This is a genomic window from Candidimonas humi, from assembly GCF_019166065.1.
Taxonomy (GTDB): domain Bacteria; phylum Pseudomonadota; class Gammaproteobacteria; order Burkholderiales; family Burkholderiaceae_B; genus Candidimonas; species Candidimonas humi.
The window spans coordinates 209,549-224,394 of record NZ_JAHTBN010000005.1; the positions used below are offsets into that span (position 1 = coordinate 209,549).

The window sequence follows — 14,846 nt, forward strand, 5'->3', positions numbered from 1 at the left end:
GCGAGGCTTGCGGGCCGGCAGATGCCGGCCTTCTAAAACCGGTAGATGGCGGTATTGCTATTTATGGTTAATACGTTGGACGACGCCTTGCCACATGGCCAGTTCCGTATTCAGCTTGTTCCGGAAATCAGCCGGGCTGCCATGGAAAATGGTCGCGCCTTCAGTGTGCAGTCGATCGCGCACCAGTGCCTGGCCGGTAATCTTGTTGGTTGCCGCGTTCAGCTTGGCAACGATATCTGCCGGCAGCTTGGCGGGTCCGAGCAGACCCCACCAGGTAGAAATATCGAAGCCTTTCACTCCCGCCTCGTCGAGTGTAGGTACCGCGGGAAACAGCGAAGAGCGTGTCGCTGTCGTGACGGCAAGCACCTTTACATTTCCCGCGCGGGCTTGTTCCAGCATGGTGGGCATGGTCGAGAAAAAGATTTGTACTCGGCCGGCGAGCAGATCCATGGTGGCGGGGCCGCTGCCGCGATAAGGAACGTGACTGATGTTCGTCCCGGTCTTTTGCTGGAATAGCGCGCCTGAAAGATGGTTGATGCTGCCGGGGCCTGCAGAACAATAATTGATGGTGCCCGGCTTATCGTGAATTTGTTTGAGCAGATCGGATACCGAATCGATGCCGAGGTTTTTGTTGGCCACCAGCATTAGCGGACCGGAGCCCAGTAACGCGATGGGAGTGAAGTCCGCTCGCGGGTTATACGCTTTGCTGCCCTCCCAAGCCGCGTTAGTGGCGAAAGTAGAGGTTGCAAACAATAGCGTATAGCCATCTGGTTTGGCGTGCGCCACGCGCGCGGCCCCGATCGAGCCGCCCCCGCCGCCCCGATTCTCGACTATGACGGATCGTCCTAGCGACTTGGAGAGTTCCTGGGCGAATTCGCGGGCGATGCTGTCGGTGCCGCCGCCCGGCGCAAATGGCACGACTAGAGTCACGGCTTGCTTGGGCCAGTCTCCGGCGTCGGTGTTGGGCGCCGCGCTCGTGCTAATCCCGCTGAGAGCCCCAATCAGCGTGGCGCATGCCACGAACAAGCTTCTTGTCGATATCACTCTATGTTCTCCTGGTATGTGTTTGTGCGTTAGTGTTTGTGTGATGGGTTTCGCATATTTAAATATATTTTTGCATACAAAAAAATAAAAAACAATTAAGCGCTGGTGCGCGCGAGCATGTCGTGCGCCATCGCATGGCGGCGGACTTCAGGCCCAGAAGTACAGGGGAATCGAGAGCGTTTTGTAGCTGGCGGCAGCCGGATTATCGGCTGCGTTCAAGCCTGCGAATGCCGGCGGGTGAAGTCCCGCATCCGGAAGCCGCAGATGAACAGGACGGCGAAGTAGACGATGCCCGAGGCCGCCAGCACGCCCAGCAGGCAGAGCACGCGGCGTCCCGGATGCGCCGCCAGGGCCAGCCAGTCCAGGGCGTGATTGGCTGCCAGCAGCACGGAGCCCAGCGCAGCCAGGGCGGGCAGTACGCGCAGCACGAACAGCGTCCAGCCCGCGTGCGGGCGGTATACCCCGCGGCGGCGCAGTATGACCACCAGGCACAGGGCGTTGACGCTGGCTCCCAGGCCGATCGACAGGGCCAGCCCCGCGTGCGCGAATTGCGGCACGAATATCAGGTTGAAGACCTGGGTCAGCACCAGCACTGCGATGGCAACCTTGACCGGGGTGCGGATGTCCTGGCGGGCATAGAAGCCCGGGGCGAGGATCTTGACGGCCAGCAGGCCGATCAGGCCGACGGCATAGGCCATGACCGCCAGCCGCGTCTGCATCACGTCATGGCCGTTGAACGCGCCGTAGTTGAACAAGGTCGCCACCAGGCCCTTGGACAGCAGTGCCATGCCCAGGGCGGCCGGCAGTCCCAGCAGCATGACCAGGCGCAGCCCCCAGTCCAGCAGCGCGCTGTAGCTGTCGGCATCCTTCTTGGCGTGGGCCGCCGAGAGGCTGGGCAGCAGCACGGTGCCCAGGGCCACGCCCAGCAGGGCGGTGGGAAATTCCATCAGGCGGTCGGCGAAGGACAGCCAGGTGACGCTGCCAGCCTTGAGCCAGGTGGCGATATTGGTGTTGATGAGCAGCGATATCTGCGCCACCGAGACGCCCAGGATGGCGGGCAGCATCTGCTTGAGGATGCGCTTGACGGTGGCGTCGTGCCACGCGGCGCGCAGCCGCAGCGTATAGCGCGGCAGCAGCCCCAGCCGCGCCAGCGCGATCCATTGCACCGCCAATTGCAGCAGGCCCCCCAGCAGCACGCCGGCGGCCAGCGCGTAGATGGGCTGGGGGAACCAGGGCGTCATGAACAGGCAGGCGCTGATCAAGGCGATGTTCAGCAGCACCGGCGTGATCGCCGGCACGGCGAAGCGGCTCCAGGTATTGAGCACGCCCGAGGCGAAAGCCACCAGCGACATGCAGACGATGTAGGGGAACATCATCCGGGTCATGGTCACCGCAGCTTCGAATTCGTGCCGCCGCGCCGTCGCGCGCATGCCGCTGGCCATGGCGCTGACCACCCAGGGTGCGGCCGCCATGCCGGCCAGCGTCACCAGCATCAGGGCCGCGGTCAGCAGCAGGGCCACGCGGTCCAGCAGCAGCCGTACCTCGTTTTCCGAGGTGCGCGCGCGCGCCTGGCCCAGGATGGGGACGAAGGCCTGCGAGAACGCGCCTTCGGCGAACAGCCGGCGCAGCAGGTTGGGGATACGGAAGGCCACCCAGAAGGCGTCGGTGAGCGGCCCTGCGCCGAAAGTGCTGGCGATGAGCACGTCGCGCACCATGCCCACGACGCGCGACGCCAGCGTCAGGCTGCTGACCGTGGCGGCCGAACGGAACAGGCTCATGCGGGGAAGCTCCGGCGTGCTGCGCGGCCGGTGCGCGGCGCGCGCCCCGCCGCAGCGGGGCGCCTTCCGGACGACGGCCTTGCGGACGCGTTCATGCGTTTACGGCGGCCTTATTTCGGCGCCATGCGGATCGCGCCGTCCAGGCGGATCGTCTCGCCATTGAGCATATCGTTGGTGATGATGCTGTGCACCAGCTTGGCGTAGTCTTCGGGCCGGCCCAGGCGCGACGGGAAGGGGATGCTGGCGGCCAGCGAGTCCTGCACTTCCTGGGGCATGCCGAAGATCATGGGCGTGCCGAAGATGCCGGGGGCGATGGTGCAGCAGCGTATGCCCAGCTTGGCGAGGTCGCGTGCGATCGGCAGCGTCATGCCGACCACGCCGGCCTTGGAGGCCGCGTAGGCGGCCTGCCCGATCTGGCCGTCATAGGCCGCGACGGAGGCCGTGTTGATCAGCACGCCGCGCTCGCCCGTGGGCTCGGGCGTGTTCTCGCTCATGGCGGCTGCGGCCAGGCGCGCCATGTTGAAAGTGCCTATCAGGTTGATCGAGACGACTTTCTGGAACAGTTCCAGCGTGTGGGAACCGTTCTTGCCCACGACGCGCGAAGCGGGGGCGATGCCGGCGCAGTTCACCAGCCCGAACACCGGGCCGAGCGCGCGCGCGGCTGCGACCGCAGCCTGGCCGTCGGCCTCTTGCGTGACGTCGCAATGCACATAGGTCTGGCCCAGTTCGCGGGCCAGGGCCTGGCCGGCCTCGTCCTGCAGGTCGGCCAGCACCACGCGCGCGTCGTTTTCCGTCAGCATGCGCGCGGTGCCCGCGCCCAGCCCGGACGCGGCGCCGGTGACGATGAATACTTTGTCCTTGATTTCCATGGGGTGTCCTCTTCGGTGTCTGTGACGCCGCGCATGCTTGCACCTGCATCGGCAGGTTTGCATGCGCCTGTCCGCGGATTGTCCGTGCGCGCCGCGGCGCGAGGCATCGCCCCGGGCCGGCGCATTCGGGCCCGTGCCTAGTCTTGCAGGGCCTGGAAGATGCGGTCGCGGATTTCTTCCACGCTGCCCAGCCCGGATACCTTGCGAAAGCGCGGGGCCCCGGCCGTCCCGGAGGCGGCCCACTGCGAGTAGTAGTCGACCAGCGGCCGGGTCTGGTCGCGGTAGACGGCCAGGCGATGGCGCACGGTTTCCTCGCGGTCGTCGTCGCGCTGCACCAGCGGCTCGCCGGTGAGGTCGTCGACGCCGGGCGTCTTGGGCGGATTGAAATGCACGTGGTAGCTGCGCCCGCTGGCCGGATGCACTCGCCGCCCGCTCATGCGTTCGATGATGTTCTCTTCGGGAACCACCATTTCCACCACATAGTCCAGGGGAATATGGGCGTCTTTCAGCGCGTCGGCCTGCGGCAGCGTGCGCGGAAAGCCGTCGAACAGGTAGCCCGGCTTGCAGTCGGCTTGTTCCAGCCGGTCGCGCACCAGCCCGATGATCAAGTCGTCCGACACCAGGGCGCCTGCGTCCATGATTTTCTTGGCCTCGATGCCCAGAGGGGTCTGGGCTTTGACGGCGGCGCGCAGCATGTCACCGGTGGAAATCTGCGGAATGCCGAATTTCTTGGTGATGTACGCAGCCTGGGTGCCTTTGCCGGCGCCCGGGGGACCGAGCAGAATCAGTCGCATGAAAATTTCTCCTGGAGTCTTTCGAGTTTTTGTCGATTATGCCGCAATGCAGCAATCCCTGCATGTCTTGTTCGTTTTGCGGGCTTGCCTGGGGCCCGGGCCGCGCGCCGATTTCAAGGCAGCCGGCCGCGTACCGGGTGCCGGCGTCCTGGCCGGTTCGAATTCCGGCAGGATTTATAACCGATTTCCGTAGACCTCGCGTACGCGCGCCAGATCGGCCTCGGTATCCACGCCCGCGGCCGGATGATATTCGGTGCGCAGCACGGCGATGGCGTGGCCGTTTTCCAGAGCGCGCAGTTGTTCCAGCGATTCGTAGCGTTCCAGCGGGCCCACCGGCAGCTTGGGGAAGCGCGCCAGGAATCCGGCGCGGTAGGCGTACAGGCCGATGTGATGCAGGGCCGGCAGGCCGGTAGCGAGCTTCCGGCGCCCATCGGCCAGGGCGTCGCGGGCCCAGGGTATGGGGGCGCGCGAGAAATACAGCGCGCGGCCGCGCTGGTCGCACACGACTTTCACGGCATTGGGGTCGAACAAGGTGTCCGCGTGGCCGATGGCGCTTGCGCAAGTGGCGATCGCGGCGTCCGCGTCGCGCGCCAGCAATTGTGCCACGGCGTCGATCTGGCGCGGGTCGATGAGCGGCTCGTCGCCCTGGACGTTGACGACTACGCTGTCCTCGGACAGCCCGAGCCGCGCCGCGACTTCGGCCAGGCGGTCGGTGCCGGTGGGGTGGTCGGCGCGGGTCAGCAGCGCCTCGAATCCGTGCGCCTGCACTGCCGCCTGGATCTCAGCGGTATCGGTGGCCACGATGACGCGGTCGGCGCCGGAGCGCGCCGCCTGTTCCGCCGTGCGCACTATCATCGGCTTGCCGGCGATGTCCAGCAGCGGCTTGCCGGGCAGGCGCGTAGAGGCCCAGCGGGCGGGGACTATGGCGATGAAGCTCACTGCGCGCCGGCCTGCGGTTCGGCGGCGTTCAAGTCGCGGGCCTCGCTTTCGAGCATTACCGGAATGCCGTCGCGTACGGGGAAGGCGAGCCGGTCGGCCGAGCACACCAGTTCCTGGCGCTCGCGATCGTAGCGCAGGCGGCTCTTGCACAAGGGGCACACCAGAATTTCGAGCATGCGGGATTCCATGCCGGGCTCCGTAAACCTATGAAGAATAGTGGGGGCGCATGCGGACCGGGAAGACCGGCTCGCGCATGCACGGCGAACATGCAAGTGTAAATCGCCCGCTGTGGTTTTGAAACCGGAGGCCGCCAGGAGCTCTCCGGCCGGCAGGGCCGGTACGGCTGGCATGACAGATGCGACAGATGCGACAGATGCGGCCCTGGCTTGCGCGGCGCCGCCGGGAACAAACCCGGCACGCTTCCGATGAATGACGGGACGAGACGCGAGGGCGTCTCAGGACAATTGGGCCGCCGCCTTGCCCGGCGCCAGCGCGGCCAGCCGGGCGTGCAGTTCGTCGAACCAGCCGGCCGGCGCGAAACGCGGCACGGCCTCTACCACCCATACCCGCTCGTCGGCCCAGGCGTGGCATTTCACGGCGTCCTTGGCCGTGAGCAGCACCAGATCGGTATCGAAGCGCCCGAATGGGGCTTGCGCATATTGCGCATGATCCGGCAGGGCCAGTGTCTGGGCCAGTTTCAGCCCGTGCGCGCGCAGCATGTCGAAGTAGCGCTGCGGCTGCCCAATGCCGGCCAGGGCGCCGGCACGCGCGTGCCGGTATTCCGACAGCCAGGCGTCCCAGTCCAGCTCGCGCCCCGAGGCGAGATGCCGCATGCGGCCCGGCGCCAGGCGCATGGTGACCCGATGCGCCGGTGTGGCCGGGCCGGCAGGTTCCTGTTCGCCCGCGGACAGGTTGGTGACGATATAGTCGACTTCGGCCAGGCGCGCGGCCGGCTCGCGCAGCGGCCCCGCCGGCAGCAACCGCCCATTGCCCAGGCCGCGCACGTCCTGCACCACGATTTCCACGTCGCGCGCCAGGGCCAGGTGTTGCAGGCCGTCGTCGGCGATGATCAGGTCGACCTCCGGGTGTTGCGCTTGCAGGGCTTGCAGGGCGAGTGCCCGGCGCGGGTGCACGGCGACGGGCACTCGCCCGGCCTCGGCAATGAGAGCGGGCTCGTCGCCATACAGCTCGGCCGGCAGCCGGCCCTGGCCGACCAGCGGCTCGCCCCGCGCGCGGCCGCCGTAGCCGCGGCTGACCACGCCCGGATGCCAGCCGCGCGCGCGCAGCGCCTCGATCAGGGCCAGTACGACTGGCGTCTTGCCTGTGCCGCCCACGTAGAGATTGCCCACCACGATGACCGGATGGGGCGAGCGCGTTGCGTATTGCGGGTTGTCGCGGTAGCGCCGCCGCTTGCGGGCCACGATGCCGGCGCTGATCCAGGACAGGGGCAGCAGCAAGGCGCTGGCCAGGCCCTTGCGCCGCCACGCCGCATGCGCGGCGCGGGCCAGGGCTGCAGCCGGTTTCACGGCGCGTCCCGGGTTGCGAAGTCGACCCGGCCGATGCGGGCCAGGCGCGCGGCCTGCATGACGCGAACCACGGATTCGTGGGTGCTTTGCGCATCGGCATTGATGACCAGCACCGGGTCTTTCCTGCCGCGGGCTGCCTCGGCCAGGGCCGCCGCGACGGCGGCAGTATCGGCATTTTGCAGCCAGCGGCCGTCCAGGGCGTATTGGCCGTCGCGGCTGACGGCGATATTGATGGCCTTGGGGTCCACGGCGTCGGCCTGGGCCTGCGGCAGGTCTATGCCGAGTTGCTTGATGCGCGTGAACGAGGTGGTCGCCGTCAGGAAGATGAGGATCACCAGCAGCACGTCGATCAGCGGTATCAGGTTGATCTCGGGCTCGTCTCCCCGTTGCGGCGGACGGAAGTTCATGCGCCCGTCTCCGGCCCGCGGCGTGTGCGCGCGCCCAGCAGGCGGCTCAGGGCGCTGGCCTCGCGTTCCATGCGGTGCACGTAATAGTCGACCCGCGAACGAAAATAGCGATGGAAGATCAATGCCGGCACGGCGATGATGATGCCGAAGCCCGTGTTGTACAGCGCCATCGAGATGCCGCGCGCCAGTTGCGCCGGATCGCCGCCGGCCGGGTTGTAGGCGCCGAAGATCTCTATCATGCCCACCACCGTGCCGAACAGGCCCAGCAGCGGCGCCACCACGGAAATGGTCGCCAGCGCCGGCAGATACCGGTAGAGCCGGTAGGCTACATCCTTGCCGGCTTCTTCGGCGGCATTGATGCGCGCCTGTTCGCTGTCATCGCGGTGCAGCAGGACTTCGGCCAGGATGCGGCCCAGCGGCGAGTTGTCGGCCAGGCGCGTGAGCGCCTCGGGCGTATCGCCGTTCTGGCGGATCATTTCCATGACCTGGGAGGCGAGGCGCGGGGGAATGACGAGGCTCTGGCGCAGGGACAGCAGGCGTTCGATGATCAGGGCCAGGCCCAGAACGGAGGTAGCCACCAGCAGCCAGATGGGCCAGCCCGCTTCGCGTACGATTTCCAGCAAAATGTCTCCCGTGGCCGATAGCCTGCAGTGGATGGAGGGCTTGTTATTTTAAGGGCAAGCCATGGCCGCCGGCACGTGGGCCGGCCATGGCCGTATATCCGCCGTATCTGCGGGTTTGGGGCGGTGCGGCCTGCAAAGCCGGTGCGCATGGCCGGCTTGCGTGTATACGGCTCGGGCAAGCGCCCGCATGGCGTACATTTGGGGCGGCGGACGGCCTGTAATGCCCATGATGTCTGCGTGGCTGAGGTCAAAATGGCGTGGAACCTGACTCTCCGGATGGTATCCACAAAAACTGTGGATAATTCTGTGCAGAACTTGCGGAACACGCGCAATTCCGTAGGGCTGGAGGTCGATTGGGTAATTTTGAGTCAGGCTTGTTTGCTAATATTTAATGATGTAAATCAATTGGTTAGTGAAAAAAATTAAAGTGTATGCTGACCATTTGGGCTGATTGGATTGATATTTCAGGAGTTTGACAGGGCGGCGCATGCTGTGGACAGCGCCATGCGTTTTCGGCGCGTGTGCCCGGATTTCGTCCCGCTGGCATAGTGCCGGATAGCGGCCTGGGCCCGGCCCCTATAGGCCCCCTATAGGAGTATCCTGCTGGACCGGAATCCGGCCTTTCGCGCGATAATCTTCGCAGGGAGCAATGGGGCCTTGCCTCGGCCCTGACCCCGGCCATGGCCTGGAAAGACGATTTCGACGGCTCGAGCAATTATTTCCTGGCGTGGCCGCGGGGCGGGCGACGGAATGAGAAATACGCCCGAGATACGCCCGATCTCTCGGTGCGCCGGGCCAGGCGGCTGCATTGCATGACTTTGTAGATCCAATCATCGGCTTAATATTCATCTAGTACATACTGTATGTATCAAGACAAAGAAGACGGCGCGGCGAGCCGCGAGTCCGCAGCGGGCAGCGAAGTCCTGTCGGTCTCGGAACTGAACCGCCGGGTGGGCAGGCTGCTCGAGACCCAGGTGCCCACGGTCTGGGTGCGGGGCGAGGTCTCCAATTTCACCCAGGCCGCCTCGGGCCACTGGTATTTCACCATCAAGGACGAACGCGCTGCGGTGCGCGCCGTGATGTTCCGGGGCAGGGCGCAGGCGGTAGGCTTCGTGCCGCGCGTCGGCGAGCGTTTCGAGTTCCGCGCCGCGGTCACGCTCTACGAGGCGCGCGGCGACTACCAACTGCAGGTCGAGGCCTTGCGCCGGGCCGGGCAGGGCAATCTGCACGAAGCCTTCATGGCCTTGAAAGAAAAACTGGCCGCCGAAGGCTTGTTCGATCCCGAGCGCAAGCGGCCCTGCGTGCCGATGCCGGCGGCGGTGGGGATCGTTACCTCATTGGCCGCCGCGGCCCTGCACGATGTGCTGACCACGATGCGGCGCCGCGCTCCGCATGTGCACGTCATCGTCTACCCGGCCCCGGTGCAGGGGGCGGACGCCGCCGGCCGCCTGTGCCAGGCCTTGGCCTTGGCGTACGAGCGCGCAGAAGTAGATACATTGTTGTTGGTGCGCGGCGGCGGCAGCATCGAGGATCTCTGGAGCTTCAACGACGAAGCGCTGGCGCGCATGATCGCCTCCAGCCCGGTGCCTGTCATCAGCGGCGTAGGCCATGAAACCGACTTCACGATCGCCGATTTTGCCGCCGACCTGCGCGCGCCCACTCCCACCGCGGCGGCCGAACTCTGCTGTCGTGCCCGCAGCGAATGCCTGCGTAGCATAGAGACAGCTCTCGGGGCCCTGCAGAACCAGCAGCGGCGCCTGCTCGAGCGCGCCGCGCTGCGGCTGGACCGCGCCGTGGCCATGCTGGTGCCGCCGGCCCAGCGCCTGGCGCGCCAACGGGATGTGCTGCATGGGCTGTGCGACAGGCTGCAGCGCGCCGGCGCTGCCGCGGCGCAGCAGCGCCGCGCCAGGCTGGACGCGCTTCGGGCGCGCCTGCTGCAGGCTACTCCCGATCCGGCGCGCGCGCGCCTGGAACTGCTGCGCCATCGGCAGCAACTGGCCCGCGCCGCCGAGCGCGTCCTGGCCTTGCGGCGCGCGCGCCTGGACGCGGCGGCGCAAATGCTCGAGGCGCTCAGCCCGCGCAAAATACTCGGCCGCGGCTATGCCCTGGTGCGCGACGCCAGCGGCGCGCTGGTGTACGACGCTCGTGCCTTGCAGCCGGGCGACCGGCTCGCGCTCGAGCTCGCGCAGGGTGGGGCGCAGGTATCGGTGCTGCAGGCGCATGGCTTGCTGTAGGCGCCTCGCGGGCGGATTTGCAAAGACTGCTGGCCCCGCGAGCGGAACCCGCTGCGCGCCGCCGCATCCGTTGCGCGCGCCGGCCGCAAGGCGCCGTTTTGCCGAGGCGCTTGCACGGGCTTATATACTTATGTCGAGGGTTATCACGATTAATCGTCGCGTTCCCGATACAATAAACAAGCTGACCGCATTTTGCTGATTGCTTTTTTAAGAAGGAAACTGCACATCATGGCTCATACGCTTCCCCCTCTTCCTTACGCAATGGACGCCCTGGCTCCGCATATTTCGAAAGAAACGCTGGAATACCACTACGGCAAGCATCACCAGGCCTACGTCACCAACCTGAATGCCCAGATCCAGGGCACCGAATTCGAATCGGCCTCGCTCGTGGACATCATCAAGAAGGCCTCCGGCGGCGTGTTCAACAATGCCGCCCAGGTCTGGAACCACACCTTCTACTGGAACAGCCTGTCGCCCAAGGGTGGCGGCGAGCCCAGCGGCAAGCTGGCCGACGCCATCAATGCCAAGTGGGGCAGCGTGGCTGCCTTCAAGGAAGCATTCAGCAAGTCCGCCGCGGGCAACTTCGGTTCGGGCTGGACCTGGCTGGTCAAGAAGTCCGACGGCTCGCTCGACATTGTCAATACCAGCAATGCCGCTACGCCCATCACTACCAGCGACGTGCCGCTGCTGACCTGTGACGTCTGGGAACACGCCTACTACATCGACTACCGCAACGCGCGGCCCAAGTACCTCGAGAATTTCTGGAACCTGGTGAACTGGAAGTTCGCCGCCGACAATCTCGGCTGATTCCCGGCTTCATTGCTTCGATGCGAACCCTCGCCCATGCGAGGGTTCGTTGTTTTCGACGGGGCTGCCGCGAATATCGGCCGGCAGCGCGCAGGCTTCGAGCGACGCGGCGCATGGCCGGGTCCGGAATGCGGCGCCGCCCCAGATGTTTTCCCACTCCGATAAAGAAGGGCGCAGGCCCGGCGAGGACAGATTCCAGATCATGAGCGTGATTGCACAGTTGCGGCGTCTACCATCCCAGGCCCGGCGGGCGATACGCCGCAAGGCGCGCCAATTGCGGCGGCTGTCGCGCAAGACCTTGCAACTGACTCTGCTGCTCGGCGGCGCCGCTCTCGTGGCCCTGGTGTCACTGGGCTTCGCCCGGCTCGCCGATCTCGCCATTTCCCTGAACGGCCGCTGGCTTGCCGCGATGCCCTGGCTGGGCTGGGTGTTGTTGCCCTTCGGCCTGGCGCTGATCCGCTGGGCGACCTTGCGCTATGCGCCCAACGCCGCCGGCAGCGGCATTCCCCAGGTCATAGCCTCGCTGTCGCTGGCGCCCACTGCGGGACGGCGCCAGCTTACTTCGCTGGCCCAGGCGCTGTGGAAGATTCCCCTCACTTTCGCGGGGCTGGTGTTCGGCGCCTCCATAGGCCGCGAAGGCCCGTCGGTGCAGGTAGGGGCCGCGGTGATGCTGACCTGGGGCAATTTCTGGAAGAAGATGGGGGTGCCCCTCAAAGGGTTCCACGCCAGCGAACTGATCGCCGCCGGAGCCGCGGGCGGCCTGGCGGCGGCCTTCAATGCGCCGCTGGCCGGCGTCATATTCGCCATCGAAGAACTGGGCCGCGGCACCGCACTGCGCTGGCAGCGCCTGGTGCTCATAGGGGTACTGGCCTCGGGCTTCCTGGTCGTGGCGCTGGTCGGCAACAACCCGTATTTCGGCACCTTCTCCGGCCACTCCCTGTCGCACAACATGCTGGCCTGGACACTGGTCTGCGGCCTGGTCAGCGGCGCGCTGGGCGGCATTTTTTCACATGCCCTGGGCAAGGGCCCGGCGGCTTTCATGCCGGCGCGCTGGCGCGGCTGGGCGCGGCGCCACCCGGTGCAACTCGCATTTGTCCTGGGGCTGGGAATGGCGGCGCTCGGGCTGTACAGCCATAACACGGTCTACGGCACAGGCTACGCACACGCATCCCAGGCGCTGGCCGGCGCCGCGCCCGAGGTCGCCGGCTTCGGCGTGGCCAAGCTGGCGGCGACCCTGGCTTCGTACTGGGCGGGCATACCCGGCGGCATTTTCACTCCGGCCCTGACCACGGGGGCCGGCATCGGCGCGCAGATCGGGCAATGGGCCGGCGCGGCGGCCGATCCCAGGGTGCTGGTGCTGCTTTCCATGGCGGCCTTCCTGGCGGCCGCCACCCAGGCTCCCCTGACCGCCAGCGTCGTGGTCATGGAAATGACGGGCAGCCAGCCCATGCTGTTCTGGCTGCTGGTGGGCTCGCTGTTTGCGTCCGTCGTGTCGCGCCAGTTCGGCCCTCATGCCTTCTATCACAATGCCGCCGGCCGCTACCGGCATCGCGCCATAGAATATGACCAGGCCCAGCGCGCCCAGGCTCAAGCCCGGGCGCAGGCACAGGACCCGCCTCAAGCCCAGGCTTCGAGGCGCGACCAGGGGCAGGCCTAGGAGGCCAGGGAGGCCCAAGGGCGAGGAGAGGCCCAAGGCGTTGGCGCGGTTCGAGGGCGGACTGGGGCCGTGAGACGGAGCCTGCGCCGGATGGCCCTGCCGGCCGCGTGGCCGCATGGCTGCCTTGTCTGGGAAGATCTCCGTGGCACCTGACCATGGCGTGGACAGCGGAGGAGATTTCGAAAAAAAAGTCCACCTGGTGCGATAAGATAGGCGAAAAATCCGCCGGGAAGGGCGGATTTCTCGCCATTCTGCCATCCGCTACATCTCGTCTTTTTCTTATTTAATCCTTCTCGATCACGGGTTTTTCATGACTACACCTCAAGCTTTCATTTGCGATGCCGCGCGCACGGCTTTCGGCCGCTATGGCGGCGCCCTGGCCGGCGTACGCACCGACGACCTGGCCGCCGTTCCCATCAAGGCCCTGGTGGCGCGCAACCCGGGCGTGGATTGGGCGCGGCTGGACGATGTGCTGCTGGGCTGCGCCAACCAGGCCGGCGAAGACAATCGCAATGTGGCCCGCATGGCCAGCCTGCTGGCCGGCCTGCCCGTGGACGTGCCGGGCGCGACCATCAACCGCCTGTGCGGCTCCGGGCTGGACGCCCTGGGCAGCGCGGCCCGCGCGATCCGCGCCGGCGACGCGCAGTTCCTGCTGGCGGGCGGTGTGGAAAGCATGAGCCGTGCGCCTTTCGTCATGGGCAAGGCCGAGTCGGCGTTTTCGCGCAACGCCGCGATCTTCGACACCACCATAGGCTGGCGCTTCGTCAACAAGCGCCTCAAGGCCGAGTACGGTGTGGATTCCATGCCCGAGACGGCCGAGAACGTGGCCGAGCAGTTCCAGATCTCGCGCGCGGACCAGGACGCTTTCGCCCTGGCCAGCCAGACCAAGGCCGCCGCAGCCCAGAAAGCGGGCGTGTTCCGCGACGAAATCGTGCCGGTGCATGTTCCCCAGAAAAAAGGCGACCCCCTGGTCGTCGACACCGACGAGCATCCGCGCCAGACCTCGCTCGAGGCCCTGGCCCGCCTGAAGCCTGTGGTGCGTCCCGACGGCAGCGTGACCGCCGGCAACGCTTCGGGCGTGAACGACGGAGCCTGCGCGCTGCTGGTAGCGTCCGAATCCATGGCGGGTTCCCTGGGCTTGAAGCCGCGCGCGCGGATCGTGGCCATGGCTACGGCCGGCGTCGAGCCGCGCATCATGGGTATAGGGCCTGCTCCCGCCACCCGTAAAGTGCTGCAACTGGCCGGCATGACGCTCGATCAAATGGACGTCATCGAGCTGAACGAGGCGTTCGCAGCCCAAGGCCTGGCGGTGCTGCGCATGCTGGAAGTGGCCGACAACGACCCGCGCGTCAACCCCAACGGCGGCGCCATCGCGCTGGGCCATCCGCTGGGCGCCAGCGGCGCGCGCCTGGCCATTACCGCCGTCAACCAGTTGCACCGCAGCGGCGGGCGCTATGCGCTGTGCACCATGTGCATAGGCGTGGGGCAGGGCATCGCCCTCATCCTCGAGCGCGTCTGAACCTGCGTCCGAGCGGCCGGGCTTCCGGCCCTCGGTACTCAGGGTCGCGGCAGGTCCGCGACCTTTTGTCCGGCATGCACTCGGTGGCGGACAAACCATCCCTGCTGCATTTCCAGCGCGTACAGCACCGGCTTGACCGGGCAGTGCGCGTTTTCCGTCTGCGGCTGCATGTCGGCAATGTTCACGATTGCGCCATCGGCCGCGATGAAGGCGATGGACAGCGGCACCAGTGTGTTTTTCATCCAGAAGCAGAACGGCCCGGGCCGCTGGAATACGAACAGCATGCCGTGATCGGGCGGCAGCGACTTGCGGTACATCAGCCCCTGCTGCTGGCTGGCCTCGGTGGCGGCGATCTCGGCCCGGACGGCATGGCCGCCCACATTCAGCCGCGTTTGCGGCAGGTGCATATCTTGTGGAATCATCGTGGCGCCCGTGGCACCGGCCGGCAGGGCGATGGCCCACATGGCCGCACCCGCCAGGGCGCAGGCGGCGGCGCGCCGGATTTCGCGCAGGCCGGGAACAGGCCGCGTGGTGGCGCCGGTCGGCGCGGCCGGCGGCTGCCCGCTGGGGCGTTTTTTACCTCGGGACGCGAGCGGGGCAAAAAAAACGGGGCTGTTAAGCCCCATGGTCTTGTATGTATCGAACATCT

At 66.6% G+C, this 14,846-nt stretch carries 14 protein-coding genes; 4 read left to right on the forward strand and 10 right to left on the reverse strand.

The window, feature by feature from the left end:
* Window positions 1-57 precede the first annotated feature (57 nt).
* From KVP10_RS13760 to KVP10_RS13800, 9 genes are all read right to left on the reverse strand, one after another.
* Complete coding sequence (locus KVP10_RS13760; RefSeq protein ID WP_343218739.1) at window positions 58-1,044, reverse strand: tripartite tricarboxylate transporter substrate binding protein; 987 nt, start codon at window positions 1,042-1,044, stop codon at window positions 58-60.
* 215 nt (window positions 1,045-1,259) lie between these two features.
* Complete coding sequence (gene murJ / locus KVP10_RS13765) at window positions 1,260-2,822, reverse strand: murein biosynthesis integral membrane protein MurJ (RefSeq protein WP_217965171.1); 1,563 nt, start codon at window positions 2,820-2,822, stop codon at window positions 1,260-1,262.
* A gap of 110 nt (window positions 2,823-2,932) precedes the next feature.
* Window positions 2,933-3,691 carry a 3-hydroxyacyl-CoA dehydrogenase gene (locus KVP10_RS13770; protein ID WP_217965172.1) on the reverse strand — a complete coding sequence of 253 codons (759 nt, stop codon included), beginning with the start codon at window positions 3,689-3,691 and terminating at the stop codon, window positions 2,933-2,935.
* 137 nt (window positions 3,692-3,828) lie between these two features.
* Window positions 3,829-4,485 carry an adenylate kinase gene (adk, locus tag KVP10_RS13775; RefSeq protein ID WP_217965173.1) on the reverse strand — a complete coding sequence of 219 codons (657 nt, stop codon included), beginning with the start codon at window positions 4,483-4,485 and terminating at the stop codon, window positions 3,829-3,831.
* A gap of 174 nt (window positions 4,486-4,659) precedes the next feature.
* Window positions 4,660-5,424, reverse strand: coding sequence for a 3-deoxy-manno-octulosonate cytidylyltransferase (gene kdsB / locus KVP10_RS13780; protein ID WP_217965174.1), 765 nt, complete (start codon window positions 5,422-5,424; stop codon window positions 4,660-4,662).
* Entirely contained in the window at window positions 5,421-5,612 is a 192-nt protein-coding gene (locus KVP10_RS13785; protein ID WP_217965175.1) for a Trm112 family protein, read from the reverse strand. Before KVP10_RS13785 ends, kdsB begins: the two co-directional genes overlap by 4 nt.
* Window positions 5,613-5,879: 267 nt before the next feature.
* Window positions 5,880-6,950: a tetraacyldisaccharide 4'-kinase gene (gene lpxK, locus KVP10_RS13790; RefSeq protein ID WP_343218740.1), complete on the reverse strand. Its 1,071-nt coding sequence runs from the start codon at window positions 6,948-6,950 to the stop codon at window positions 5,880-5,882.
* Window positions 6,947-7,357 (reverse strand): ExbD/TolR family protein, encoded by a 411-nt coding sequence (locus KVP10_RS13795; RefSeq protein ID WP_217965176.1) that lies wholly within the window; start codon window positions 7,355-7,357, stop codon window positions 6,947-6,949. Before KVP10_RS13795 ends, lpxK begins: the two co-directional genes overlap by 4 nt.
* Complete coding sequence (locus KVP10_RS13800) at window positions 7,354-7,980, reverse strand: MotA/TolQ/ExbB proton channel family protein (RefSeq protein ID WP_217965177.1); 627 nt, start codon at window positions 7,978-7,980, stop codon at window positions 7,354-7,356. The genes KVP10_RS13795 and KVP10_RS13800 overlap by 4 nt, the downstream gene beginning before the upstream one ends.
* Window positions 7,981-8,843: 863 nt before the next feature.
* Between KVP10_RS13800 and xseA the strand changes: the two genes are divergently transcribed.
* The 4 genes from xseA (at window position 8,844) to pcaF (ending at window position 14,197) form a co-directional block, all read left to right on the forward strand.
* Window positions 8,844-10,214, forward strand: a complete 1,371-nt coding sequence (gene xseA, locus KVP10_RS13805) for an exodeoxyribonuclease VII large subunit (RefSeq protein ID WP_217965178.1) — start codon at window positions 8,844-8,846, stop codon at window positions 10,212-10,214.
* Window positions 10,215-10,442: 228 nt separating this feature from the next.
* Window positions 10,443-11,021: a superoxide dismutase gene (sodB, locus tag KVP10_RS13810; protein ID WP_217965179.1), complete on the forward strand. Its 579-nt coding sequence runs from the start codon at window positions 10,443-10,445 to the stop codon at window positions 11,019-11,021.
* Window positions 11,022-11,223: 202 nt separating this feature from the next.
* On the forward strand, window positions 11,224-12,678 hold the full coding sequence (locus KVP10_RS13815; RefSeq protein ID WP_217965180.1) for a chloride channel protein: 1,455 nt from the start codon (window positions 11,224-11,226) through the stop codon (window positions 12,676-12,678).
* Window positions 12,679-12,988: 310 nt separating this feature from the next.
* A complete protein-coding gene (pcaF, locus tag KVP10_RS13820; protein ID WP_217965181.1) occupies window positions 12,989-14,197 on the forward strand; it encodes a 3-oxoadipyl-CoA thiolase in 1,209 nt (402 codons plus the stop codon).
* A 38-nt stretch (window positions 14,198-14,235) separates the two neighbouring features.
* Here the strand turns inward: pcaF and KVP10_RS13825 are convergent, their stop codons facing one another.
* Entirely contained in the window at window positions 14,236-14,844 is a 609-nt protein-coding gene (locus KVP10_RS13825) for a DUF192 domain-containing protein (RefSeq protein ID WP_246600661.1), read from the reverse strand.
* Window positions 14,845-14,846: the final 2 nt, after the last annotated feature.

Bases quoted from the DNA above. Each gene is read 5' to 3' on its own strand.
- KVP10_RS13770 (WP_217965172.1), bottom strand. From the start codon at position 3,691: ATGGAAATCAAGGACAAAGTATTCATCGTCACCGGCGCCGCGTCCGGG.
- adk (WP_217965173.1), bottom strand. From the start codon at position 4,485: ATGCGACTGATTCTGCTCGGTCCCCCGGGCGCCGGCAAAGGCACCCAG.
- murJ (WP_217965171.1), bottom strand. From the start codon at position 2,822: ATGAGCCTGTTCCGTTCGGCCGCCACGGTCAGCAGCCTGACGCTGGCG.
- KVP10_RS13795 (WP_217965176.1), bottom strand. From the start codon at position 7,357: ATGAACTTCCGTCCGCCGCAACGGGGAGACGAGCCCGAGATCAACCTG.
- KVP10_RS13785 (WP_217965175.1), bottom strand. From the start codon at position 5,612: ATGGAATCCCGCATGCTCGAAATTCTGGTGTGCCCCTTGTGCAAGAGC.
- KVP10_RS13815 (WP_217965180.1), top strand. From the start codon at position 11,224: ATGAGCGTGATTGCACAGTTGCGGCGTCTACCATCCCAGGCCCGGCGG.
- sodB (WP_217965179.1), top strand. From the start codon at position 10,443: ATGGCTCATACGCTTCCCCCTCTTCCTTACGCAATGGACGCCCTGGCT.
- KVP10_RS13825 (WP_246600661.1), bottom strand. From the start codon at position 14,844: ATGTTCGATACATACAAGACCATGGGGCTTAACAGCCCCGTTTTTTTT.
- xseA (WP_217965178.1), top strand. From the start codon at position 8,844: ATGTATCAAGACAAAGAAGACGGCGCGGCGAGCCGCGAGTCCGCAGCG.
- pcaF (WP_217965181.1), top strand. From the start codon at position 12,989: ATGACTACACCTCAAGCTTTCATTTGCGATGCCGCGCGCACGGCTTTC.